We start from the raw sequence: 23,939 nt of genomic DNA, 5'->3' as shown, positions 1-23,939 counted from the left end.
ACAGGACCAACACATCAGAGCGCGGGGAGGCGGACTAGCGCGGACTAGTAACGGTTTTGCATGATCCTTGCCCGGCTTCGCCGCTACCCGTTACCGTCCGAACCTGGCGTGATCGACGTCACGTCATCGGGTTCGGGGTTGTCAGGGGCTCATCGCGGAGCGGCCGTGTCAGCAACGCCATCCACATCGCCATCCACCGGGCCGCCGATTCTGGCGGTCGCCAATCTCGAGGTCGTCTACGACGACGTCGTCCTGGTCCTGCGCGGCCTGTCGGTCGAGGTGCCGGCGGGTGCGGTCGTCGCCCTGCTCGGGGCCAACGGCGCGGGCAAGACCACGTTGCTGCGCGCGGTCACCGGCCTGCTCATCGCCCACCGAGGGAAGATCGTCAAGGGCTCGGTCGCGATCGCGGGCGAGGAGACCACCGGCGCGGACCCGGCGCAGGTGGTCCGGCGCGGGGTCGGTCAGGTCATGGAGGGTCGGCGGATCTTCGCCGAGATGACCGTGGAGGAGAACCTGCGCGCCGGCGCGCACAGCCGCCCGCGCGCCGAGTACCGGGAGTCCATGACCAGGGTGTTCGACCTGTTCCCGGTGCTCGCCAAGCGCAGGCGCGGCACGGCCGGCTACCTGTCCGGTGGGGAGCAGCAGATGCTGGCCATCGGCCGGGCGCTGATGGCCAGGCCGAGGTTGCTACTGCTCGACGAGCCGTCGCTCGGGCTCGCGCCCAAGCTCGTCGAGCAGGTCCGGGAGATCGTCGTGCAGATCAACCAGCAGGGCACCAGTGTGCTGCTGGTCGAGCAGAACGCGGTGATGGCGCTGTCGATCGCGCACTACGGCTACGTGCTGGAGGTCGGCAAGGTCGTGCGGGACGGGCCGGCCGGCGAACTGCTCGTCGACGAGGACATCCGCGAGTTCTACCTCGGCGCCCTTGACGAGAAAGGCGGCGAGACCGCGCGGCGGCGCTCGTTCGCGGAGGTCAAGAGCTACCGGAGGAAGAAGCGATGGAGCGCCTGACCCCGCTGCTGGAGGTGGCGGACCTGACGCTGCGCTTCGGCGGGGTGACCGCGTTGGACGGGGTGAGCTTCGAGGTCGGCCGGGGCGAGCTGTTCGCGGTGATCGGGCCCAACGGCGCCGGCAAGACGTCGATCTTCAACTGTCTCAACGGGGTCTACCGGCCCCAGCAGGGCACGATCACGTTGGCCGGCAAGCGGATCAACGGCCGGTCGCCGGCCGCGATCGCCGGTCTCGGGGTGGCCAGGACCTTCCAGAACCTCGGGTTGTTCGAGCAACTGACGCTGGTCGAGAACCTCATGCTCGGCCGCCACCACCTGATGCGCACCGGGATGGTGGCCGGGATGGTGTGGTGGGGCAGGGCCAAGCGGGAGGAGATCGAGCACCGCGCGGCCGTCGAGGAGATCATCGAGCTGCTGGAGCTGGAGCCCTACCGGCACAGCTTCGCCGGCCTGTTGCCCTACGGCGTGGCCAAGCGCGCCGAGCTGGGCCGGGCGCTGGCCATGGCGCCGACGCTGTTGCTGCTCGACGAGCCGGTGGCCGGCATGAACGTCGAGGAGACCGAGGACATGGCCAGGTACCTGATCGAGGTCCGCCGTGAGCTCGGCCTCGCGATGATCCTGGTGGAGCACGACATGCGGCTGGTGATGGACGTGGCCGACCGGGTGCTCGCGCTGGACTTCGGGGTGCCGATCGCCAGTGGCACACCGGCGGAGATCCAGCGCGACCCCAACGTGATCGAGGCCTATCTCGGGGGTGGCGCGTGACGCTGACTGAACCGTCCACAGTGGACCAGCTGACCGGGACGCTGCCGGCCAGGCTGCTCGAGCACGCCCGCGCGTCGCCGGGACAGGTGGCGATCAGGGAGAAGTACCGGGGCTGCTGGCGGGAGTGGACCTGGTCCGGGTACGCCGAGCGGGTCGCCGCGGTGGCCGCCGGGCTGCGCTCGCTGGGGGTCGGGCCCGGCTCGCGGGTGGCCATCCACGCGGAGAACCGGCCGGAGTGGGTGCTCGCCGACCTGGCGGCGCAGGGGATCGGCGCCTGCGCGGTCGGGGTGTACCCGACCTCGCCGGCCGCCGAGGTGGCCTACCTGCTCGCGCACTCCTCGGCCGAGGTGCTGATCGCCGAGGACGAGGAGCAGGTGGACAAGGCGCTCGCGGTACGGGCGGAACTGCCGCTGCTGCGCCATATCGTGGTGATGGACCCGCGTGGGCTGCGGCTGGCCGACCTGCCGGGGGTGCTCACCTTCGCCGAGGTGGAGCAGCGTGGCGCCACACCGGCGGCGCTGGGCGCCTACGCCGACGCGGTGGCCGAACTCGACCAGGAGGCGACCGCGATCCTGGTCTACACCTCCGGCACCACCGGGCCGCCGAAGGGCGCGATGATCTCGCACGCGAACCTGGCCGCGGCCGGCAGGACGTTCGTGGAGCTGGGGGCGGTGCGCGGCGACGAGGTGCTCAGCTACCTGCCGCTGTGCCATGTCGCGGAGCGGCTGATCTCGGTGATCGACGGCGTGTGGGCCGGTCTGGTGGTGAACTTCGGCGAGGGCGGGGCGTCCTTCCAGCAGGACCTGCGCGACGTGCAGCCGACGCTTTTCCTTGGCGTGCCACGGGTGTGGGAGAAGATGCTGGCCTCGGTGGAGATCCGGATGGCCGACGCGTCCCGGCTCAAACGGGTGCTGTACCAGGCCTGTCTGCGTCAGGGCAGGCGGATCGCGCCGCGGCGGATGCGCGGGCGGACGACGGTCGGCGACCGGCTCGTGCTCGCGGTGTGCGAGCTGGTGATGTTCCGCGCGCTGCGGGAGAAGCTGGGCATGTCCCGGGTGCGGGCGGCCATCAGCGGCGCCGCGCCGATCGCGCCGCAGGTGCTGGAGTTCCTGTGGGCCATCGGGATTCCGGTGCGTGAGGGGTACGGGCAGACCGAGAACACCGCGATCTGCACGCTCAACACCGAGCACGACATCCGGCTCGGCACCGTCGGCCGGCCGCTGCCGGGTGTGTCGGTGCGCATCGCCGAGGACGGCGAGATCCTCACCCGCTCCGCCGGGGTGTTCGTCGGTTACCTGGACAACGCGGCGGCCACCGAACAGACCGTCGACCAGGACGGTTGGCTGCACACCGGCGATGTCGGCGCGTTCGACGAGGACGGGTTCCTGCGGATCACCGACCGCAAGAAGGACATCATCATCACCGCGGGCGGCAAGAACGTCTCGCCGTCGGAGATCGAGAACCTGCTGAAGGTCTCGCCGTTCGTGCGCGAGGCGGTGGTGATCGGTGACCGTCGCCGGTACCTGACCGCGTTGGTGGGCATCGAGCTGGACACGGTCGGCGACTGGGCGGCCCGCCGGGGGCTGGCCTACACCACCTACGCCGACCTGTCCGCGAAACGTGAGGTGGTCGCGTTGATCGACGGCGTGGTCCGGGCGGCCAACGAGCAACTGTCCCAAGTGGAACGGATCAAACGCTTCACCCTGATCCCCAAGGAACTAGACCACGAGGACGGCGAGCTAACCGCCACCCAAAAAGTCAAACGCACCGCCATGGCCAGCACCTTCGCCCCCCAAATCGAAGCCATGTACCCATGACCCGCCGACCAGGCCCACGCACCGCAGCGAAGGGCCCCATCGCTGCACTCGGCGCAGTGAAGGGACCCTTCGCTGCATGGAAACCGGGGGTGGGACGGTGACCACTTTTCTGACGAACGTTTTTGCCGGGGTGGCGTTGGGGTCCACGTACGCGTTGGTGGCGTTGGGGTTCGTGGTGATCTTCAAGTCCACCGGGGTGATCAACTTCGCGCAGGGTGGGTTGCTGGCGTTGGGTGCCTACCTCGGGTACACCTTCGCCAACGATCTCGCGTTGGCGTTCGGGGTGGCGGTCCTGCTGGCCTGTCTGGCCGCGGCGGTCGCCGGCGCCAGCGTGGAACGGTTGGTGCTGCGGCGGATGGTCGGCCAGCCGCCGTTCGCGGTCATCATGATCACGATCGGGCTGCTGTTCGTGATCGAGCCGCTGATCACCGCGATCTGGGGGTTCGACAACCTCAACGTGGCCAACCCGTGGAACATCCAGACGGTCGAGGTCGGCGGGCTGGTGCTCGGCGTGCGGGACCTGTGGACCATCGGGCTGACCGCGGCCGTCGTGGTCGCGTTCTTCCTGTTCTTCCGCTACAGCGCGTTCGGGCTGGCCATGCGGGCCACCGCGTTCGACCCGGAGGCCGCGCTGGCACAGGGCATCAGCGCCCGCAAGGTGTACGCGGTGTCCTGGGCGATCGCCGCCGCACTGGCCGCGCTCGCCGGGATCACGCTGGCCGCCGGGCCGGGCGGGCTGTCGCCGTCGATCAGCTTCATCGCGCTCGCCGCGTTCCCGGCGATGATCCTCGGCGGGCTGGACTCCCCGGCGGGGGCGGTGCTCGGCGGGCTGATCATCGGCCTTGCCGAGGCGCTCACCCGCGGCTACCAGGACGAGCTGTTCTCCTGGGCGGGCTCGAACGTGTCGTTGATCGTGCCCTACGTGTTGATGATCGTCATCCTGCTGATCCGGCCGTACGGACTACTCGGCACCAAGGACGTGAGGCGGGTCTGATGCCCAAAGTCGTGAAGCCGCACCGCAACCTCGTCCGTGGCTATGCCAGGGAGCTGCGGCTGTTCGGCACGCCCCTGTCCCGGGTCGGGCTGTTTCTGATGCTGGGCGGCCTGCTCGTGGCACCGACCGTGGTGCAGGACGACTTCTGGCTGTCGGTGCTGATCTACTCCGGGATCACCGCGATCGGCGCGATCGGGCTCAACCTGCTGACCGGCTACTGTGGACAGATCTCGCTCGGGCACGCGTTCTTCATCGGCGCGGGTGCCTACTGCGCGGCGCTCGTCGGCGGCGAGGCGGGGTTGCCGCTGCCGTTGTGGCTGTTGGCATCGGCGGCCGTCGGCGCGGTGCTCGGCGGGCTGATCGGGCCGTTCGCGCTGCGGCTGCGCGGGCACTACCTGGCGATCATCACCCTCGGGCTGATCTTCATCGGCGAGCACCTGTGGCGCAACCTGCGCGGGGTCACCGGCGGCAACAACGGCACCTCGGTGCTCGCGCAGCCCACCATCGGCCCGGTCGACCTCGGCGCGCTGGAGATCGCCGGCGAGAGCTACTCGCGCAACCAGGGCTGGTTCTGGCTGGTGTGGGTGCTGGTCGCGATCGTCGCGCTGTTGGCGAAGAACCTGGCCCGCACCCGGCCGGGCAGGGCGCTGCGCGCGGTGCGTGACCACGACCAGGCCGCCGAGGTGATCGGCGTGCGCGCCGGCCGGTACAAGATCGGCGCGTTCATGGTGTCCAGCGCGATCGCGGCGATGGCCGGCGCGCTGTTCGGCGCCTACCAGCAGCACGTCACGCCGGACGAGTGGACGCTGCTGCTGTCGATCCAGTACATCGCGATCATCATCGTCGGCGGGCTGGGCACGGTGTTCGGCTCGATCCTCGGCGCGGTGTTCGTCGGCGCGCTGCCGGCGCTGATCGACGAGTACTCCGACGCCATCCCCGGCGTCTCCAGCTCGGCCGGCGGCGACGGGTTCATCAGCGTCTTCGCGCTCAACCAGGCCATTTTCGGCCTGTTGATCGTGCTGTTCCTGGTCTTCGAACCTCGGGGGCTGGCCGGGATCTGGTTCCGGGTCAAGGCCTACTTCAAGGCCTGGCCGTTCTCTTACTGAGGTACTGACAGGAGGCACCTACGGTGCGGGATATGAGGAGAGGGCTGGTTGCCGGGTTCGTGAGCTTGGCGTTGGTGCTGAGCGCGTGCGGCGGTGCGGGGGAGGACACCGAGTCCAGCGGCGGCGAGGCTGGGAACCCGGGTACCACCGCGGGATTCGACGGCAAGACCATCAAGCTCGGCGTGCTCACCCCGCTGTCGGGCACGGTCGCGGTGATCGGGGAGCCGCTGACCGCCGGCAACGAGGTGTGGTTCGACGCGCTCAACGCCAAGGGCGGCATCGCCGGCAAGTACCAGGTCGAGCTGGTGCAGGAGGACACCCAGTACCAGCCGGACATCGCGGTTCAGCAGTACAACAAGATCAAGGGCGACGTGGTCGCGTTCACCCAGGTCCTGGGCACCGCGCCCACGCTGGCCGTGCTGCCGCAGCTGCGCACCGACAAGATCCTGGCCGCGCCCGCGTCGCTGGACGCGTTGTGGGTGCGCGAGGAGAACCTGCTGCCGGTCGGCGCGCCTTACCAGGTGCAGGCGATCAACGCCATGGACTACTGGTTCACCGACGGCGGCGGCGCGACCAGCGACCGGATCTGCACGATGATCCAGGACGACGTCTACGGCGAGGCCGGCCAGCAGGGCATCGACTTCGCCGCCGAGAAGTACGGCTTCTCGGTGACCAACACGCAGAAGTTCAAGGTCGGCACGGAGAACTACGCCGGCCAGATCGGCGCGCTGGCCGGCGCGGGCTGCCAGGTCGTGTTCCTGGTCGCGACTCCCTCGGACGCGGCGCGGATCTGGGGCACCGCGGCCCAGGCCAGGTTCGCCCCGCAGTGGTTCGGCCAGTCGCCGAGCTACACCGGCGCGCTGGCGCAGTCACCGATCGCGCCCTACCTGCAACAGTCGGTGCTCATCGTGGCCGAGGGCACGGAGTGGGGCGACGAGTCGGTGCCCGGGATGAAGCAGATGGTCGCCGATCTGGAGGCGCACGCGCCGGACGAGCCGCCGGACTACTACTTCGCCTTCGGCTACAACCAGGGCCGGGCGATGACCGCGGTGCTGGAGAAGGCGGTCGAACTCGGGGATCTCTCGCGCGACGGCATCCTCGCCGCCTCCCGCCAACTCGGCACGGTCGGATTCGACGGTCTGACCGGTGACTACCGCTACGGGACCGTCGAGGATCGCAATCCGCCCAGGTCGACGACCATCTTCCGGGTCGATCCGAGCAAGCCGTTCGGCCTAGCGAAGATCAAGTATCTGCTGGAGTCGGACGCGGCCAAGGAGCTCAAGATCGAGAAGGCCGATCTCTGATACTCAATAGTCGGAAATTTTCTCCCACACACCAGTGAGGACATGGTCGAATTGGTCGCATGACGGCAACGGTGACCGTAATCGGCGTGAACGGCCACAACCTCCCGCCGGGCGCGGAGTCCGCCATCTCCGCCGCCCGGTTGGTGGTCGGTGACCACTCGGCGCTCCAGCGCTGGGCGGCCGCCGCACTGGCGGCCGGCGGTGGGTCCTCGGCCGTCCAGGACGACGGGCCACGCATGATCGAGCTCGCCGTGCCCGACGAGGTCCCCGACACCGCGCTGGCCGACCTGGCGGCGGCGGTCGAGGCCGACGAGCCCGCGGTGGTGCTGGTCACCGGCGACCCCGGCTACTTCGGCGTGTTGCGGGCGCTGCGGGGCTACCGCCTGCCCACGGTGTGCTGGCCATCGCCGTCCTACCTGCAGCGGATCGCCGCGATGATCCAGCGGCCGTGGGACGACGTCACCGTGGTGCACACGCAGGACGGGGCGTTCGGCAAGGCGGTGAACGTGTGCCGGGCCCGGCCCGCGGTCTGCGTGCTCACCGGACCCGGCGCCGGACCGGCCGAGCTGGGCGCCGAGCTCGTCGGCTGGCGGCGCACGCTGGTCGTGGTCGAGGACCCGAGCGGGCCGGCCGAGCAGCTGTCGATCGTCGACCCGGTCGAGGCGGCCGGCCGTACCTGGCGGGAGCCGGTGGCGGTGCTGTGCCTGGCCGACCTCGACCACGAGGGCACCAGGGGCTGGCTCGGCGGGGGCGAACCCGTGCCGCCGGTGGACGGGTGGGCACTGCCGGCCGACGAGTTCACCTTCCGGGACGGCTTCGGCAGCCAGCCGGAGATGCGTGCGCTGGCGTTAGCCAGACTGGCGCCCCGGCCGGGCACGCTGGTGTGGGAGGTGGCGGCCGGCTGCGGGGCGCTCGGCGTGGAGGCGGCGCGGATGGGCGCCGCGGTGATCGCGGTGGAGAACGACCCCGGCCTGTGCGTGCGGATCGTGGCGAACGCCAAGCGCCACGGCGTGGACGTGCGGATGGTCGACGGCCAGCTGCCCGCCTCGCTGGTCGGGCTGCCCCGGCCGGACGCGGTGTTCCTGGCCACCGCCCGGCCCGACGTGCTGCGCGCGTGCGCGACCGTCGGCGCGGACCGGATCGTGGTCGAGGTGCGGGAGTTCGGCAGCATCGGCCCGGCGCGCGACGTGCTGACCGACGCCGGGTACGCGGTGGACGGCCGGCTGCTGTTCGCCGCGCCGATCGAGGGGCTCTCGCGCGGCACGGCGGCGGTGGACCAGGCGTCCTCGACGTTGCTGCTGTGGGCCACCCGCAGGTAGCCCGACTGGCCGTTGGCGGCCAAGTCCAGCCGATCGTCTGGTGCCGGCCAGGGCCGCGTTTCCCCAGGTGACGGGCTGATCCTTGACCTTGTTACCCCGTTCGGTCTACTACGAACGGGCGTTGTGGCTAGGGGTGAGCACCTTGTAGCCATGAGTCAACCCGTGAGGACCTGCTCTCGCGGGAGGCGAACAAGGGAGAAGAGACTATGGCTGAGGCAAGGCGCCTGTACCGCCTGTTCGGGGTTGCCGCAGCGGTTCTCGTGTCGGTCGGGGTGGCGGCGACGGTGTCGACCGCGAGCGCGGACGAGACACCGGCCGACGTGCAGCCGATGATCATCGGTGGCGAGGAGACCACCATCGAGGAAAACCCGTTCGTGGTCGCGCTGACCACGCCGGACGGGTTCCAGTTCTGTGGCGGCACGATCGTCGCGCCGACGAAGGTGCTCACCGCCGCGCACTGCACCGAGGGCACCGACCCCGCCGAGATCCAGGTGGTGGCCGGGCGCACCGCGCTCAGCGGCAGTGACGGCACGGTCGCCGGGGTGACCGACATCTGGATCCACCCGGACTGGGACTCCGCGGCGCTGAGCAACGACGCCTCGGTGCTCACCCTGGACACCAGCCTGTCGCAGGAGCCGATCGCGCTGGCCTCGCCGGCCGACAGCGACCTGTACACCGCGGGCGCGACCTCGACGGTCCTCGGCTGGGGCGTCACCGAGAGCGGCTCCACCTCGGACACGCTGCGCAAGGTCTCGGTCCCGGTGACCGCGGATGACACCTGCGCCGCCTCCTATGCGGACTCGTTCGACGCGGCCACGATGGTCTGCGCCGGGCTGCCCGAGGGCGGCAAGGACAGCTGCCAGGGCGACTCCGGCGGCCCGCTGGAGGGTGTGGCCGCGGACGGCACGCGCAAGCTGATCGGCATCGTGTCGTGGGGCCAGGGGTGTGCTGAGCCGGAGTTCTACGGCGTGTACGGCCGGGTGGCGGCCTTCCACGACGTGCTCCAGGAGCAGATCGGCTGACCGGGTCGAGTACGCGGGGCCGCTTCCGGGTGGGGGGCGGCCCCGCTTCTTTTTGGCTAGCCGAACCAGGGCGGCTCGTTGCCCGGGGTCCACTTGATGTTGCAGCCGATGCTGGGCAGCTGGCCGACCTCGATGTCCTCGCCGGCGACCACCGAGGCCACCGCGGCGTCGAGCTCGTCGCCGGTGACCGGCACGCCGTTGCCGGGGCGGGCGGCGTCGAACCGGCCGCGGTAGACCAGCCGGCGGCCGGCGTCGAACAGGAAGAAGTCGGGCGTGCAGGCGGCGCGGTAGGCCAGCGCGGTGGCCTGGTCGGGATCGGCGACATACGGGAAGGTCCAGCGCCACGCGGTGGCGTTGGCCGCCATCCGCGCCGGCACCTCGTCCGGGTAGGCCGCCGGGTCGTTGGAGTTGACGCCGATGACGCCGACGCCCTGCTGGCGCCAGCCGGCCGCGGCCGCGCCGAGCGCGACGGCGATGTGCTTGACGAACGGGCAGTGGTTGCACAGGAACGCGACCAGCGTGCCGCGCGGGCCGGCGACCTTGTCGAGGGTCCAGCTGATCCCGGCCGGGTCGGGCAGGGCGAAGGCGGGCGCCTCGGTGCCCAGCGGCACCATCGTGGAGTTGACCGAGACCATCCGCTGACCCTACCGGCCAGGCCGGGCATGCTGTTCGGCATGACGGAGCTGCACTATCTGGCCGGGCTCGACCTGGCGGGACGCCGGGTCGTGGTGGTCGGCGGCGGGACGGTGGCCGCCAGACGGCTGCCGAGGCTGGTCGAGTCCGGGGCCGAGGTGGTGGTGATCTCGCCGTCGGCCACCCCGGCGGTGGTCGCGCTGGCGGCCGGGGGCGCGCTGGCCTGGCAGGAGCGCCCCTACGCCGACGGCGACCTCGACGGCGCCTGGTACGTGCTGTGCTGCACCTCCTCGCCGGAGGTGAACGCGGCGGTGTCGGCCGAAGCGCAGGCGCGGCGGGTGTTCTGCGTGCGCGCGGATGCCGGTTCGGCGGGCAGCGCGGTGACCCCGGCGACCGGCAACCACGACGGGCTGCTGGTCGGCGTGCTGGCCGGCGGGGACCACCGGCGGTCGGCGACCGTGCGCGACGGGCTGCTGCGGGAGTTGCGCTCCGGGACGGTGCCCTCGGGCGCGCGGCCGGTGGGCGTCGCGCTGGTCGGTGGGGGACCGGGGGACCCGGACCTGATCACCGTGCGCGGGCGGCAGTTGTTGTCGGCCGCGGACGTGGTGGTGGCCGACCGGTTGGCGCCGGGGTCGCTGCTCGACGAGCTGGCGCCGGGGGTCGAGGTGGTGGACGCGGCGAAGATCCCCTACGGGCGGGCCGCCTCGCAGGACACGATCAACGCGCTGCTGGTCGAGCACGCCAGGGCTGGCCGGTTCGTGGTGCGGTTGAAGGGCGGCGACCCGTTCGTGTTCGGCCGCGGGTTCGAGGAGGTGCTCGCGTGCGCGGCGGCGGGCGTGCCGGTGACCGTGGTGCCCGGGGTGACTTCGGCGTTCGCGGTGCCGGCGGTGGCCGGGGTGCCGGTGACCCACCGGGGGGTGGCCCACGAGGTGGTGGTGGTCTCCGGGCACCTGCCGCCGGGACATCCGGAGTCCCTTGTGGACTGGCCGGCGCTGGCGGCGCTGCGCGGGACGGTGGTGTTGATGATGGCGGTGGAGCGGGCGGGCGCCTTCGCCGAGGCGTTGCTGGCCGGTGGCCGGCCGGCGAACACCCCGGCGGTGGTCGTCCAGGAGGGCACCACCAGGTCCCAACTCGTCGTTCGGTCCACTTTGGACAAATTGGCGGCGGACGTGCTGGCTCAGGGGGTCCGGCCGCCGGCGGTGATCGTGATCGGCCCGGTCGCCGCGCTGGGGGAGGACCTGTCCAGGTGAGTCACCTGGTCGCCACCAGCATGACCAGCGGTGGCCATGGGCGCTGGGCCATGGCCACCGGGCGGTTGTCGTGCGGGTCCCACAGGTCGACGTGGTCGAAGGTGTCCCGGATGGCCGGGGTGATGTCCTCGCCGCTGGCGCCGGCCAGGCCGCGGTAGAGCGCGCGGAACAGCCAGATCGCCGGCGCCGCGCGGCCGCCGGGCACCAGCCGCACATCGGCGACGAACAGCCGGCCGCCGGGGCGCAGCGCGGTGTGCGCGCGGCGGATGGCGGCGCGGTAGTCGGGGATCGCGCTGAGCGAGTACATGGCGAAGGCCGCGTCGTAGCGGGCATCGCCGAGGTCGGCGGTGGCCGCGTCGGCGTGCTCGACCGCGACGTTGGACCAGCCCAGGCGCGCGATCCTGGCCCGGGCGCGACGCACGGACGCCTGGCTGAGGTCGACGCCGACCAACTGCCCGGTGTCGCCGATCGCGGCCAGCACGGGGGCGAAGTACCCGCCGGTGCCGCAGCCGAGATCGAGCACGGTGTCGCCGGGGCCGATGCCGGTGGCGCCGAGCATCGCCCGGTGCATGGCCCCGATGGTCGGTAGCCGCTCGACCAGCGCGGAGGTGCAACTGAGGTAGTCCCAGACGCGACTCATGCCGGACTCCTTCCAATACACTTGTATGACATCAGCCATGGTAATACAGATGTATTGGAAACGGATGCCCAAAAAAGTCGACCATGAACAGCGGCGCGCGGACATCGCCGAGGCCGTGTGGCGGGTGACGGTCGAGGAGGGGCTGCCGGCGGTGTCGATGCGCCGGGTGGCCGAGGTGGCCGGCGTGTCGCTCGGCCAGGTGCAGCACTACTTCGCCGGCAAGGACGACCTGCTGCTGGTCGCCGTCGAGCTGATCAGCGAGCGGTTCACCCGGCGCTACGCGTCCGCCCAGCCGGCGACGCCGACCCCGCTGGCCAACGCGCGCGCGTTTCTCACCCAGCTGCTGCCGCTCGACGAGGAACGCAGGCTCGAAGCCCACGTCGGCGCGGCCTTCCTCGCGCGCGCCATGCACTCACCGCGGATCGCGGCGTTCCAGCGTGACGGCTTCGGCTGGGCCAGCGGCCTGCTGGTCGGCTGGATCGAGGACGGCAGACGAGCCGGACAGGTCGACGCGGCCGTGGACGCGCGCCACGCGGCCAGGGCGTTGCTCGCGCTGGTCGACGGGCTCGCCGCGCACACGCTGGTCGGGCACTACCCGCCCGCCGAGGCCGAGGAGGCGCTGGACGCGCACCTCCTCGACCTGTTCGGTGAGAGTTAGCGCTCGGTGCGCCGCGGCCGGGGACGGCCGGGGCGGTTGCCGAAGCGGCCGCGCGGGGCACCGCTGCGCGGCGGGCGACGGACCGGCTCCGGGTCGACGACGGGGTCGCCGGAAGGGGTCCGCGCGCCGGTGATCCGGACCAGGTCGGCGTCGCCGGGGGCGACCTTGGTGCGCTCCGGCTGGACGCCTGCCTGCTCGGTCATGCGGAACACCGTGCGGCGCTCCTGGTGGGTCACCACGGTCACCACCGTGCCGGTCTCGCCCGCGCGGGCGGTGCGGCCGGCGCGGTGCAGGTAGCCCTTGGCGTCGGCCGGCGGGTCGACGTGCACGACCAGGCTGATGCCGTCGACGTGGATGCCGCGGGCGGCGACGTCGGTGGCGACCAGCACCGGCAGGCTGCCGTCCTTGAACTCGCCGAGCACGCGGTTGCGCGCGCCCTGCGGCTTGCCGCCGTGCAGCGCGCCCGCGCGCACCCCGACCGCGCGCAGCTGCTTGGTGAGCCGGTCGACGTGGTGCTTGGTGCGCAGGAACAGGATCGTGCGACCGTCACGGGCGGCCATCTCGGTGACCACGGCCTGCTTGTCGTCCCGGGAGACCAGCAGCAGGTGGTGGTCCATCGTGTCGACCGTGGCCGTCGCCGGGGACACCGAGTGGGTGACCGGGTTGTTGAGGTAGCGGTCGACGAGCTTGCTGACGTCGCGGTCAAGCGTGGCCGAGAACAGCAGCCGCTGGCCGTCGTCGGGGACCAGGTCCAGGATCGCGCGCACCTGGGGCAGGAACCCCATGTCGGCCATCTGGTCGGCCTCGTCGAGCGTGGTGAAGCGGACGTCGTCGAGCTGCAGCGTGCCCTGGCGGACGTGGTCGGACAGCCGGCCGGGGGTGGCGATCAGCAGGTCGCAACCACGGCGGAGCTGGTCGACCTGGCGGCTGAAGGACATGCCGCCGACGACCGTGCGGCACCACAGGCCCAGCGGGCGGGCCAGCGGGCGGAGGGCCTCCTCCACCTGCATGGCCAGCTCACGGGTGGGCACCAGGATCAGCCCACGGGGGCGCTGCGGGCGGCTGTGGCCGCCGTTGAGGCGGGTCAGCAGCGCGAGGCCGAAGGCGAGGGTCTTGCCGGAGCCGGTCTGCGCGCGGCCGAGGACGTCCCGACCGCCGAGCGCGTCGGGCAGGGTGGCCGCCTGGATCGGGAACGGCGCCTCCATGCCGGCGGCGGTCAGCGCGTCGAGCAGCGGGGTGGGCAGGCCCAGCTCGGCGAAGGTCACCGACTGGCGCTTGCGGGTGGGGGTGTCGACGATCTCGCCGTCCCACGCCGGACCGGCCGGGCGGTCCTCGCGGTGGGCGTTGGCGGTGAAGGGCTTGCGGGCCGGGCGGGCGTCGTTGTCCCGGCGCGGACGCCGGTCCTCGCCGAACGACCGGGAGTTGGCGTCCCGCCGGTTGTCCCGGTTGTCGCGGTTGTCCCGGTTGTCACCGAAGGAACGGCGGTCGCCGCCGGCCGAGCGGTTGTCCCGCCGGTTCTCGCCGAACGACCTACGGTCGCCACCGGCGGAGCGGTTGTCGCGCTGGTTGTCGCCGTAGGGCCGGGAGTCACGGCGGTTGTCGCCGAACGAGCGCTGGCCTCGGCGGTCGCCGTTACCGGCGTTGTTGCCCGCGTTGTCGCGGTCGCCGGTGTTGTCGCCCCGGCGGTTGTCGGCCCGGCGGTCGTTGGACCAGGTGCCGCGCTGCTCGCCGCGCTGGCGGGGCTCGTCGGCCCAGGCGCGCCGCGGGTTGTCGTGCTGGGTACGGGTGGTGGTGGTGCGTGCGGCAGTGTTCTGACGCGGCTTGGTGCTGTGCGCGTTTCGGCGCACGGTGCTGTTCGGCACGGATTCCTCTCCGAGTGTGGCACGTCTCGGGAGGCCCCTAGGAAAGGCAACAATCTCGCGCGGACGAGCCCGGCGCCCAGGTGGCGCCGTGAATGGAAACTTGGTCATCGCTGGCCAGCCGACTTCGTCGCCGGGCGGGGAGCGGCACGGACCGCTCGCGATGCACGATCAAGGCTACCTGATCCCGTCTCGATCCCATCGCGGCGGTCCGTGACCAACCCCTTCCCCGACCCCCGGTCGGTACCTCAGTCGAGGCCGGCCGCCCAGAGCAGGCGGGCCGTCACCTGCGCGGCGTCGGCCAGATCGTCGGGCAGACCCCGCGACCGGAACCAGCCCATGACATTCGCCACGTCACGGGCCAGGAACTCGGTTCCGCGCGGGTTGGCGACCACGTCGACGATCTGGGGCAGGTCGATCAGCATCACCTGCTCGTGGTGCACGAGCAGGTTGTACGCCGACAGGTCACCGTGGGTCATCCCCTCACCCGCGAGCAGTTCCAGCGCCGCCACCAACTGGTGCCACAGCTCGATCAGCTCGTCGGGCTCGGGCCGGGTCTCGGCCAGCCGGGGCGCCGCGGTGCCGTCCTCGTCGCCGAAGAACTCCATCAGCAGCTCGGTTCCGCTGCGCTGCACCGGATACGGCACCGGCGCGCCGATCGACCACAGCCGCGACAGCGCCGCGAACTCCGCGACCGCCCACTGCTCGGCGATCAGGTTCCTGCCGAACGCGGTGCGGTTGGTCATCGCCCGCATCTCCCGGCTGCGCCGCATCCGCCGCCCTTCGAGGTAGCCGGCGTCCCGGTGGAACAGCCGGTGCTCGTTGCTGCGGTAGCGCTTGGCGGCCATGACAGCCTCGCGGCCGGTGTCGGGCACCGCCCGCCGGATCAGATGGACATCCGCCTCCTTGCCGGTCTTGAGCACCCCCAGCTCGGTGTCGGCCGCGGCCAGTTCGGTCACGACCCAGTCGGGCCTGGGGAGCGGTCCCTGTTCGCCGTCGCCCCAGGTGGTCCAGCGGTTGGTCCCCGGTGGCAGCGGCGGTGCGGCGAGCGCGCTCTCCCGCACGGCGGCGAGTCGGGCGCGTTCCTGTTCGGTTAGCCGGCCGGCGCGGCTCGACTGTGGGTCGAACACGTCCTGCGGCTCATGGGACCTGGCGACCTCCGACCGCTTCGGTTTGCGCGGGCGGGTTCGCTGGTCGTAAGGGCTGTCATCATCGAGATAGTCGTCGATATCGTGCCTACGCACTGGTGGGTTCTCCTCAGAAATGCGAGTTGAGCGCCCCACCGGCGCATGGCGAACGAGGACCAGGCGACTCTCAGCGGGGCGGGCGGACGCGGGCGTACCCCGTCCAGGCGACTGTCTTCATCACAGGAGCACCTCCCTGAAAGTCCGCCGGCGAACCACCGGCGCGCGGGTCTGACGCGACTCAGGCTGCCGGACCCGGCGCCGCGCCGCAACTGATTTTCCCGGCAGTCCTCAGTGGTACGCGCCGACGCAGAACTCGTTGCCCTCCGGGTCGGCCAATACGGTCCACTCCAGACCGGGTACCGAGTGGTCCGCGCCGCGGACGGCACCCAGCGCGACCAGCCGCTCGACCTCGCCCTCGCGGTCGGTGGTCGCGAGATCGACGTGCACCCGGTTCTTGCCCGCCTTCGCCTCCGGCACCCGTTGCAGGGCGATGGCCGGCCGGGCAGGCTCGGCGGCCGAGGACAGCTGGACGTACTCGCCGTCGGCGTCGAAGGCGATGTGCAGGTCGAGCGCCTTGAGCCAGAACTCGGCGAGCGTGCGCGGCTCGGCGCAGTCGATGGTGACGCCACCCAACTTGAGGTTCATGGATAAGACGTTAGGACCGAGGTCCGACAGAATGGACACATGCGCTCCATCGACTGGCGTGACGACCACATCGTCGCGATCGACCAGACCAGGCTGCCCGGCGGCCTGGTGGAGATCGACATCGACTCGGTCGAGGAGCTGGTCATCGCCATCCAGCGGCTCGCCATCCGCGGCGCGCCGACACTGGGCGCGGCCGGCGCGCTCGGGGCCGCGCTCGCCGTCCGGGCCGACCCCGCCCGCCGCGACCACGACCTCGCCGCGCTGCGCGCCGCCAGGCCGACCGCGGTGAACCTCGCCTGGGGCGTCGACCGCGCCCTCACCCGGCTCGGCGACGGGCCGGCGGCCGTGCTCGCCGAGGCGATCGTGGTGCTCGAGGAGTGTCTGGACAGCAACCGCGCGCTCGGCCTGCGCGGCGCGGACTGGCTCGCCGGGCTGGTCGACGGGCCGATCGCGCTGCAGACCCACTGCAACGCCGGCGGCCTGGCGTGTGTGGAGTGGGGGACCGCGCTTGGCGTGGTGCGGTCGCTGCACGACCGTGGGCGGTTGCGCCACGTGTACGTCGACGAGACCCGGCCGCTGCTGCAGGGCGTGCGGCTGACCGCCTGGGAGCTGGCTCATCTCGGCGTCCCGCACACCGTGGTGGCCGACGCCGCCGGCCCGACCGTGCTGGCCAGGGGACTTGCCGACGCGGTGGTCGTCGGGGCCGACCGGATCGTGGCCAACGGCGACGTGGTGAACAAGATCGGCACCTACCCGCTGGCCATGGCCGCCGCGCGGGCCGGGGTGCCGTTCCTGGTCGCCGCGCCGGAGTCGACGATCGACGCGTCCATCGAGTCGGGGGACAAGGTGGAGATCGAGGTCCGGGACGGGGCCGAGCTGCTGTCCTTCGGCGGCACCCGGACCGCGCCGACCGGCACCCAGGCGCTGAACCTGGCCTTCGACGTGACGCCCGCCGAGCTGGTGTCCGCGATCGTCACCGAGGAGCGGCTGATCCGTCCGGCACTCGGCGAGCGCCCGGCGTAACCGGTTGGAGCGGCGCGGGTCCGGTTCACTACGCTTCCGGCAGCTTCCCCGACAAGGAGTACTGCCGTGATCACCAGGATGTCGTCGCTGTTCCTGCGCACACTGCGTGACGATCCGGCGGACGCCGAGGTGCCGAGCCACAAGCTGTTGGTGCGCGCCGGGTACGTCCGCCGAGTGGCTCCTGGCGGTTACTCCTGGTTGCCGCTCGGCCTTCGGGTGCTGCGCAACATCGAGCGGATCGTGCGCGAGGAGATGGAGGGGATGGGCGCGCAGGAGATCCAGTTCCCCGCGCTGCTGCCCCGCGAGCCCTACGAGATCTCCAACCGCTGGACCGAGTACGGCGACAGCCTCTTCCGGGTCAAGGACCGCAAGGGCGGCGACTTCCTGCTCGGCCCGACGCACGAGGAGCTGTTCACGCTCACGGTGAAGGGGGAGTACAGCTCCTACAAGGACTTCCCGGTCGTGCTGTACCAGGTGCAGACCAAGTACCGGGACGAGGCGCGGCCCCGCGCGGGCATCCTGCGCGGCCGCGAGTTCCTGATGAAGGACTCCTACTCCTTCGACCTCACCGACGATGGCCTCGCCGAGTCCTACCAGCGCCACCGCGACACCTACATCAGGATCTTCGACCGGCTCGGGCTGTCCTACGTGATCGTCTTCGCGATGTCCGGGGCGATGGGCGGCTCGGCGTCCGAGGAGTTCCTCGCCGACACGCCGACCGGCGAGGACACGTTCGTGCGCAGCACCGAGTCCGACTACGCGGCCAACGTCGAGGCGGTGGTCACGCCCGCGCCGCCGGCGTCGCCGGTCGAGGACAAGCCGGACTCGCAGGTGCACCACACGCCGGACACGCCCACGATCGAGACGCTGGTGAACTTCCTCAACGGCGCCGGCCTCGGCCGGACGTTCACCGCCGCCGACACGCTGAAGAACGTGCTGGTGAAGGTGCGCGCGGCCGGCGCGAAGGACTGGGAGCTGCTGGCGGTCGCGGTGCCCGGGGACCGCGAGGTCGACACCAAGCGCCTCGAGGCCGCGCTGTACCCGTCGGAGTTCGCGCTGCTCGACGAGGCCGACTTCACCGCCAACTCGTTCCTGGTGAAGGGCTACATCGGGCCGAAGTCGTTGCAGGACAACGGGGTCCGCTACCTGGTCGACCCGCGTGTGGTCACCGGGACGGCGTGGGTCACCGGCGCGGACAAGGTCGACCACCACGTGGTGGACCTGGTGTGCGGGCGCGACTTCACCCCCGACGGCACGATCGACGTGGCCGACGTGCGCGCGGGCGACCCGTCGCCGGACGGGCACGGCACGCTGGTGGCCGCCAGGGGCATCGAGATCGGCCACATCTTCCAGCTCGGCCGCAAGTTCGCCGACGCGTTCGGCCTGGACGCCCTCGGGGTGGACGGCAAGCCGATCCGGATCACCATGGGCTCCTACGGCATCGGGGTCTCCCGGCTGGTCGGGGTGATCGCCGAGCAGTCCCACGACGAGCACGGCCTGATCTGGCCCCGCGCGGTCGCGCCGGCCGACCTGCACATGGTGATCGCCGGCAAGGACGACTCGATCCGCGAGGGCGCGGAGCGGCTCGCCGAGCAGCTCGACGCCGCCGGCCTGTCGGTGATCCTGGACGACCGCACCGCCACCCCCGGGGTGAAGTTCGCCGACGCCGAACTGGTCGGCGTGCCGACGATCGTCGTGGTCGGCCGAGGGCTGGCCAAGGGCGTGATCGAGGTCAAGGACCGCGCCACCGGCGAGCGGGTCGAGGTGGCGGTGGACGAGGCCGTCGCCCACCTGACCGCCCTCGTGCGGGCCTAGCCTGCGCCGTTGTGGTCGGGTTGGGTGAAGGGCCCTGAATGCCCCATTCGGGACGTTGAGCGTCGCCAATGCCTCATTCAGGGCATCGGGTTAGGCCTGCGGGAGCAGGGCGGCCAGGACGGCGGGGGTGTCGGCGAGGTCGGGGAGGACCACGTCGGCGCCCGAGGCCGCCAGCTCGTCCACGGTGAACCGGCCGGTGGCCACGCCGACGGTGACCGTGCCGTGGTGGCGGCCGGCCGCCACGTCGGCCGGCGTGTCGCCGACGACCACCACCGACGCCGGGGAGAACGTGCGCCCGTGCTTCGCGCCGGCCTGCGCGATCGCCGCCGCCACCAGGTGGTGGCGGTGTTCGGACAGCGAGCCGTAGCCGCCGATCTCCAGGTCGAGGTGGTGGTGCAGGTCGAAGGCCGCCAGCTTCCACGACGCCAGCGACGGCAGGTTGCCCGTGACCAGCGACTGGACCACGTCGCCGCGGGCGGCCATGGCGGCGAGGATCTCCGGCGCGCCGGCCAGCGCCCTGCCCAGGTTCGGTAACGACTCCCGCGAGGCCAGCGCGACCGCCTCCAGCTCGGCGTAGAGGCGCTCGATGCGCTCGTCGTCGTCCGGCTCGTCGTGGGCGGTGAGGATCTCGCGCACGAGCGAGCGCTCGGTGCGGCCGGGAAAGAACGGCAGGTGACTCAGCTCCTTGCCGACCGCGTTGACCAGCGCCTGCGCGTACCACTCGCGGCCGAGGCCGCTGTAGTCGACGAGCGTCAGATCGATGTCCCAGAGCACGAGGTTGTCCACCCCGACATCGTGGCACGAGCCGCCGACCGTCCCATATTTCAACACCGGTTGACTTCATTGGCTGGCCGGGCGTACGTTGGGCGCTGAATTCAACGAACGATGAACTAGATGGAGGGGGAGAACCGATGAACGTCCGCCGACCCGTTCTCGTCGCCGTCCTGCTCGGCCTGGTCGGCGCCGTGGTCGCCACGGTGCTCGGCTTCCTGACCTTCGGCGCGCAGGCCACCGTCGCGCCCGATCGGGTGCCGGTCGCGGTGTCCACCGCGGACTCGGCGCCACCACAGCTGCACGCCGCGGCCGAACAACTCGCCGGGCACGGCGGCGACGCGATCGACTGGCAGGTCACCGACCCCGACCGGGCCCGGGAGCTGCTGGCCGACAAGGAGGTCTACGGCATCCTTGAACTGGCCGCCGACCAGCGCGGCGTCGCGCCGACGATCGTGGTCAGCGGCGCGGTCAACCCGCAGGGCACCCAGGTCGCCCAGCAGATGCTCACCGGCGCCGCGCAGGGCCTGGCCGGGGCGCTGAGCCAACAGGGTGTCCAGGTCGTGCCGCCGACGGTCGAGACCGTGCACCCGGCCAGCACCGCCGCGCGCACCGGCCCGCTCGCGGCCAGCGCGCTGCTGTGGATCGGCGGCCTGGTCGCGGCGATGGCGTTCGGCCTGCTCGTCGTGCGCGAACGGCTGGCCGTCGGCCCGCTGGCCCGCGCCGCCCTGCTCACCTCGGCCAGCGTGCTGACCACCGGGGTCGTGCTCGGGTTCCTGCGGCTGTGGGACGCGGACCTGCCGATCAGCACCGAGGTCGTCGGCTTCGTCGCGCTCACCGCGGTCGCGTTCGCCTCGGTGCAGGGCGCGCTGCTGCGCCTGCTGCGGCTGCGCGCCGCGGCCGTCCTCGGCCCGCTGTACCTGATCGCGCCGGCCGTGGCCGGTCAGGTGCCGGAGATGCTCGACCCGGCCTACCGCACGCTGCTGTGGTCGTGGACGCCGTTCCGGTTCTCCACCGAGGGCCTGCGCAGCCTGCTGCTCGGCACGCCGGACGCGCCCGACGTGCGCACCGGGGTGCTCGTGCTCGGCGGGATGGCCGTGGTCGGCCTGGTCGTGATGCTGTGGCCGGGACGGGCGCGGGTCGAGCCGCAGCCGCGCCCGGTCGAGTCCCGCGAGCCGGTGCTAACCGGTTAGGAAGCTGAACCGGACCCGGCGCACCGGGTTGTCGACGTTCGTGTCGACCAGACAGATCGACTGCCAGGTGCCGAGCGCGAGCTCACCGTCGAGCACCGGGACGCAGGCGTAGGGCGGGATCACCGCGGGGAGGACGTGATCCCGCCCGTGTCCCGGGGTGCCGTGCCGGTGGCGCCAGCGGTTGTCCGCCGGCAACAGCTCGCGCAGCTGGCGGAGCAGGTCCTCGTCGCTGCCGGCGCCGGTCTCGATGACCACGAGGCCGGCCGTGGCATGCGGCACCCAGACGTTGAGCAGCCCGTCCCGCGCGCCGGCCTCGGCCAGGAACGCGCGGCAGTCGCCGGTGAGGTCGTGGACCACCTCGCGGTCGCCGGTCCGGACCTCGATCTCCGTGGTGTGCATGCCGGACACGGTATTAGTAGGGGGGTGCGCGTTGCTTACGGACAACAGTTCGACCTCCCCGACGGCTACCTGAACACCGCGAGCGTCGGCGTCCCGCCCGCCTTCGCCGCCGACGTCCTGGAGGAGGAGGTGCGGCGCTGGCGCGGCGCGCTGACCCGCCCGCCGGACTACGACGAGTGCGTGGCCACCGCGCGCGACGGCTGGGCCGCGCTGGTGGGCGTGCCGGTCGGGCAGGTCGCGTCCGGGGCCAGCGCGTCCCAGCTGATCGGCCTGGTCGCGGCCAGCCTGCCGAAGACCACCCGGGTACTGACCGTCACCAGCGAGTTCACCAGCGTCACCTTCCCGTTCGCCGCCCAGGGCATGCCGGTGACCGAGGTGCCGGCTGCCGAGCTGCTCGACCACGTCGGCGAGCACGACCTGGTCGCGGTCAGCGTGGTGCAGTCGGCCGACGGCGCGGTGCTCGACCTGGACACGCTGCGCGCCGCGGCCGCCGACACGTTGGTGCTGCTCGACGTCACCCAGGCCGCCGGCTGGCTGCCGCTCGCCCTGGACTGGGCGGACTGGGTCGTCGGCGCCGGCTACAAGTGGCTGATGGCCCCGCGCGGCGCCGCCTGGCTGGCCGCGAGCCCGAGCGCGCTGGAGCGCACCGTGCCGCACGCGGCGAACTGGTTCGCCGCCGACGACCCGTGGACGGGCATCTACGGCCTGCCGCTGCGCCTGGCCCGCGACGCCCGCCGGCTGGACCTCTCTCCTGCCTGGTTCTCCCAACTCGGCGCGGCGGCGACCGTGCCGTGGGTCGCCGGCCTCGATCTCGCCGCGGTGCGCGACCACTGTGTCGGCCTGGCCGACGCGGTGCTCGTCGCGCGTGGCGAGCAGCCGAGGGGCTCGGCCATCATCTCCCTCGAACTGACCCCCGACCAGGCGAAACGACTGACCGATGCCGGGGTCGTCGGCAGCATCCGCGCAGGTCGTACCCGGCTGTCCTTCCACATGTACAACACCGTCGCCGACGTCGAACTGGTCGTCGATAGCACGGCCCGTGGTCGGCTCGGGTAGCACCTCACCCTGGTTAACCCTGGGTTTGTCCGGTTACGGTGGCGCCCGTGTCGGCTCCCTATCGCCCCGGGCAAGCTCCATGGCCCGAGAACCAGCCGCAGCGGCCGGACCGGCCGCCGCCCATCCAGTTCCACGACGGGCCGCCTGCCGGTGGTGGCAACCCGGCGCTGGACTGGACGTTGCGGATCATCGGCCTGGTGGCGGTCGCGGTGGTCTCCGGGTTCCTGTGGTGGTTCCTGAACAACGAGTCCCCGGCCGACGAGACCACCGGCCTCGGCGGTGGGCCGACGACCCCGCCGACCACCACCGGCGAGTTCGACTTCACCCTGATGATCGACAAGCCGATCGTCGACAAGGACTGCCCGGAGCACGCGTACGGCCAGATCAAGAAGTTCCTCGCCGAGTCCGACTGCGCCCGGCTCGTGCGGGCGATCTACACCGCCGATGTCGACGGCCGGACGGTGCTCACCTCGGTGTCGGTGGTCGAGATGGCCAAGGAGAGCCAGGCCGCGGAGCTGCGCGAACTCACCGACACCGACAACACCGGCAACGTCAACGACCTCGTCCGCGAGGGTGAGGTGCCGGTCGAGGGACTGAAGACGTTGAGCGCGGGCGGTGGCTACGACTCCGAGCAGAACGGCAAGGAAGTGGTCATCGTCGAGTCCGACTACGACCCGTCGGCCGCCGCCGGCGGCTCGTCCGACGAGCTGGACAAGGTGTGCGCCGACGCCCTGCGCCTGGCCGTCGAGATGGACGCGGCGGTCAGCTAGTCGGGCTGGCCGGGGAAGGCGCGGGTGGCCGGGGTCTCGCCGGCGGCGACGCGCCACTGGGCGGCCCGCACGGCGGCGTCGGTCAGCGCTCCCAGCGCGGACCCCCGCAACTCGCGGTCGGTCGTGCGTTCGAGCACCGCGCGCCAGGCGACCGCGGTGTCGGTCTCGGCGACGATGAGCACTGCCAGCGCCGATGGCTGGTCGGTCACCGGCTGCGGCGCGACGTAGGCGGGCTCCGGCGGCCGGGGCGTCTCCCCGGCCTCGGCGAGCAGCTGCTCGGTCGCCTCCCGGCGGGTGCGGTGGGCGGTGGTTCCCTCGTCGACCGGCCGGCCGAACTGCTCCGGCAGGAACGCGCTGACCAGGCCGTACACCCAGATCGCGGCGTGCTCGGCGCCCAGCGCCGACTGCGCGGCGGCCAGCGCGCCGGCCGGCAGGCGCGCCGCCGGCTTGGCCGAGGTCTGCTGGTTGACGCGAACACCGCCGGTCAGGCTCGCGCACGCGGCGGCGACCGAGCCGACCAGGCCCGCGCGGTGGGCGGGCAGCGTGGCGACCAGCTCGGCCGCCTGCTTCTCCGCCGAGGTCAGCGCCTCGACCAACAGCGCCTGGGCGGCCGCCTGGTCGGTCGGCGGCGGCGCGGGCGGCGTGGTCTTGGGCGCCGAGGTGACCGACGACGGCGGCGGGCGCTCCCGGTCGACCTCGGCCC

General features: G+C 72.0%; 21 protein-coding genes and 2 pseudogenes. 15 read left to right on the top strand and 8 right to left on the bottom strand.

The genetic code is table 11. From position 1 onward, the window contains the following. Positions 1 to 207: 207 nt before the first annotated feature. The 8 genes from ACYVIP_RS29515 to ACYVIP_RS29480 all read left to right on the top strand — a co-directional run bounded on the left by ACYVIP_RS29515 (position 208) and on the right by ACYVIP_RS29480 (position 9,337). Positions 208 to 1,011 (top strand): ABC transporter ATP-binding protein, encoded by an 804-nt coding sequence (locus ACYVIP_RS29515; protein ID WP_460402302.1) that lies wholly within the window; start codon positions 208 to 210, stop codon positions 1,009 to 1,011. Continuing rightward, positions 999 to 1,775: an ABC transporter ATP-binding protein gene (locus ACYVIP_RS29510; RefSeq protein ID WP_460402175.1), complete on the top strand. Its 777-nt coding sequence runs from the start codon at positions 999 to 1,001 to the stop codon at positions 1,773 to 1,775. The genes ACYVIP_RS29515 and ACYVIP_RS29510 overlap by 13 nt, the downstream gene beginning before the upstream one ends. Further along, positions 1,772 to 3,592, top strand: coding sequence for an AMP-dependent synthetase/ligase (locus ACYVIP_RS29505; protein WP_460402173.1), 1,821 nt, complete (start codon positions 1,772 to 1,774; stop codon positions 3,590 to 3,592). Before ACYVIP_RS29510 ends, ACYVIP_RS29505 begins: the two co-directional genes overlap by 4 nt. Positions 3,593 to 3,689: 97 nt before the next feature. Then, positions 3,690 to 4,586, top strand: a complete 897-nt coding sequence (locus tag ACYVIP_RS29500) for a branched-chain amino acid ABC transporter permease (RefSeq protein ID WP_460402171.1) — start codon at positions 3,690 to 3,692, stop codon at positions 4,584 to 4,586. Next, positions 4,586 to 5,692: a branched-chain amino acid ABC transporter permease gene (locus tag ACYVIP_RS29495; protein WP_460402169.1), complete on the top strand. Its 1,107-nt coding sequence runs from the start codon at positions 4,586 to 4,588 to the stop codon at positions 5,690 to 5,692. Before ACYVIP_RS29500 ends, ACYVIP_RS29495 begins: the two co-directional genes overlap by 1 nt. A 32-nt stretch (positions 5,693 to 5,724) precedes the next feature. Continuing rightward, positions 5,725 to 6,996 carry an ABC transporter substrate-binding protein gene (locus tag ACYVIP_RS29490; protein WP_460402167.1) on the top strand — a complete coding sequence of 424 codons (1,272 nt, stop codon included), beginning with the start codon at positions 5,725 to 5,727 and terminating at the stop codon, positions 6,994 to 6,996. 59 nt (positions 6,997 to 7,055) lie between these two features. Beyond that, a complete protein-coding gene (locus ACYVIP_RS29485; protein WP_460402165.1) occupies positions 7,056 to 8,315 on the top strand; it encodes a bifunctional cobalt-precorrin-7 (C(5))-methyltransferase/cobalt-precorrin-6B (C(15))-methyltransferase in 1,260 nt (419 codons plus the stop codon). Between the two features lie 206 nt (positions 8,316 to 8,521). Then, positions 8,522 to 9,337 carry a S1 family peptidase gene (locus tag ACYVIP_RS29480; protein WP_460402163.1) on the top strand — a complete coding sequence of 272 codons (816 nt, stop codon included), beginning with the start codon at positions 8,522 to 8,524 and terminating at the stop codon, positions 9,335 to 9,337. Between the two features lie 56 nt (positions 9,338 to 9,393). Here ACYVIP_RS29480 and ACYVIP_RS29475 read toward each other — a convergent pair whose 3' ends face one another. Beyond that, entirely contained in the window at positions 9,394 to 9,972 is a 579-nt protein-coding gene (locus ACYVIP_RS29475) for a thioredoxin family protein (RefSeq protein ID WP_460402161.1), read from the bottom strand. 39 nt (positions 9,973 to 10,011) lie between these two features. Here ACYVIP_RS29475 and cobA point away from each other — a divergent pair, with 39 nt between their 5' ends. After that, positions 10,012 to 11,220: a uroporphyrinogen-III C-methyltransferase gene (cobA, locus tag ACYVIP_RS29470; protein ID WP_460402159.1), complete on the top strand. Its 1,209-nt coding sequence runs from the start codon at positions 10,012 to 10,014 to the stop codon at positions 11,218 to 11,220. Between the two features lies 1 nt (position 11,221). Here the strand turns inward: cobA and ACYVIP_RS29465 are convergent, their stop codons facing one another. Next, entirely contained in the window at positions 11,222 to 11,860 is a 639-nt protein-coding gene (locus tag ACYVIP_RS29465) for a class I SAM-dependent methyltransferase (protein WP_460402157.1), read from the bottom strand. A gap of 49 nt (positions 11,861 to 11,909) precedes the next feature. Between ACYVIP_RS29465 and ACYVIP_RS29460 the strand changes: the two genes are divergently transcribed. Further along, positions 11,910 to 12,518 carry a TetR/AcrR family transcriptional regulator gene (locus ACYVIP_RS29460; protein WP_460402155.1) on the top strand — a complete coding sequence of 203 codons (609 nt, stop codon included), beginning with the start codon at positions 11,910 to 11,912 and terminating at the stop codon, positions 12,516 to 12,518. 26 nt (positions 12,519 to 12,544) lie between these two features. Here the strand turns inward: ACYVIP_RS29460 and ACYVIP_RS29455 are convergent. From ACYVIP_RS29455 to ACYVIP_RS29445, 3 genes and pseudogenes are all read right to left on the bottom strand, one after another. Beyond that, positions 12,545 to 13,816, bottom strand: a pseudogene (locus ACYVIP_RS29455) (DEAD/DEAH box helicase); the annotation flags it as partial. 809 nt (positions 13,817 to 14,625) lie between these two features. Then, positions 14,626 to 15,621: a serine protein kinase RIO gene (locus tag ACYVIP_RS29450; RefSeq protein WP_460402153.1), complete on the bottom strand. Its 996-nt coding sequence runs from the start codon at positions 15,619 to 15,621 to the stop codon at positions 14,626 to 14,628. 231 nt (positions 15,622 to 15,852) lie between these two features. After that, a complete protein-coding gene (locus ACYVIP_RS29445; protein ID WP_460402151.1) occupies positions 15,853 to 16,209 on the bottom strand; it encodes a VOC family protein in 357 nt (118 codons plus the stop codon). A 30-nt stretch (positions 16,210 to 16,239) separates the two neighbouring features. Here ACYVIP_RS29445 and mtnA point away from each other — a divergent pair. Both mtnA and ACYVIP_RS29435 read left to right on the top strand, forming a co-directional pair. Beyond that, positions 16,240 to 17,232, top strand: a pseudogene (gene mtnA, locus ACYVIP_RS29440) (S-methyl-5-thioribose-1-phosphate isomerase); the annotation flags it as partial. Positions 17,233 to 17,298: 66 nt separating this feature from the next. Further along, positions 17,299 to 19,047, top strand: a complete 1,749-nt coding sequence (locus ACYVIP_RS29435; RefSeq protein WP_460402149.1) for a proline--tRNA ligase — start codon at positions 17,299 to 17,301, stop codon at positions 19,045 to 19,047. A 90-nt stretch (positions 19,048 to 19,137) separates the two neighbouring features. Here the strand turns inward: ACYVIP_RS29435 and ACYVIP_RS29430 are convergent, their stop codons facing one another. Next, entirely contained in the window at positions 19,138 to 19,878 is a 741-nt protein-coding gene (locus tag ACYVIP_RS29430) for an HAD family hydrolase (protein WP_460402147.1), read from the bottom strand. 80 nt (positions 19,879 to 19,958) lie between these two features. On the opposite strand from ACYVIP_RS29430, the gene ACYVIP_RS29425 reads away from it, so the two are divergent. Beyond that, on the top strand, positions 19,959 to 21,011 hold the full coding sequence (locus ACYVIP_RS29425) for an ABC transporter permease (RefSeq protein WP_460402145.1): 1,053 nt from the start codon (positions 19,959 to 19,961) through the stop codon (positions 21,009 to 21,011). On the opposite strand, the gene ACYVIP_RS29420 is transcribed toward ACYVIP_RS29425, so the two are convergent. Then, entirely contained in the window at positions 21,000 to 21,410 is a 411-nt protein-coding gene (locus ACYVIP_RS29420; protein WP_460402143.1) for a secondary thiamine-phosphate synthase enzyme YjbQ, read from the bottom strand. The genes ACYVIP_RS29425 and ACYVIP_RS29420 overlap by 12 nt on opposite strands. A 24-nt stretch (positions 21,411 to 21,434) precedes the next feature. Here ACYVIP_RS29420 and ACYVIP_RS29415 point away from each other — a divergent pair, with 24 nt between their 5' ends. Together ACYVIP_RS29415 and ACYVIP_RS29410 are read left to right on the top strand one after the other, a co-directional pair. Then, positions 21,435 to 22,466: an aminotransferase class V-fold PLP-dependent enzyme gene (locus ACYVIP_RS29415; protein WP_460402141.1), complete on the top strand. Its 1,032-nt coding sequence runs from the start codon at positions 21,435 to 21,437 to the stop codon at positions 22,464 to 22,466. Between the two features lie 47 nt (positions 22,467 to 22,513). Beyond that, entirely contained in the window at positions 22,514 to 23,236 is a 723-nt protein-coding gene (locus ACYVIP_RS29410; RefSeq protein WP_460402139.1) for a hypothetical protein, read from the top strand. On the opposite strand, the gene ACYVIP_RS29405 is transcribed toward ACYVIP_RS29410, so the two are convergent. After that, the coding region (locus tag ACYVIP_RS29405) for a ferritin-like domain-containing protein (RefSeq protein ID WP_460402137.1) at positions 23,233 to 23,939 on the bottom strand (707 nt) is incomplete at its 5' end. The genes ACYVIP_RS29410 and ACYVIP_RS29405 overlap by 4 nt on opposite strands.

It is taken from the genome of Actinophytocola sediminis (assembly GCF_054779715.1).
This window is presented reverse-complemented; position numbering and strand designations above follow the sequence as displayed.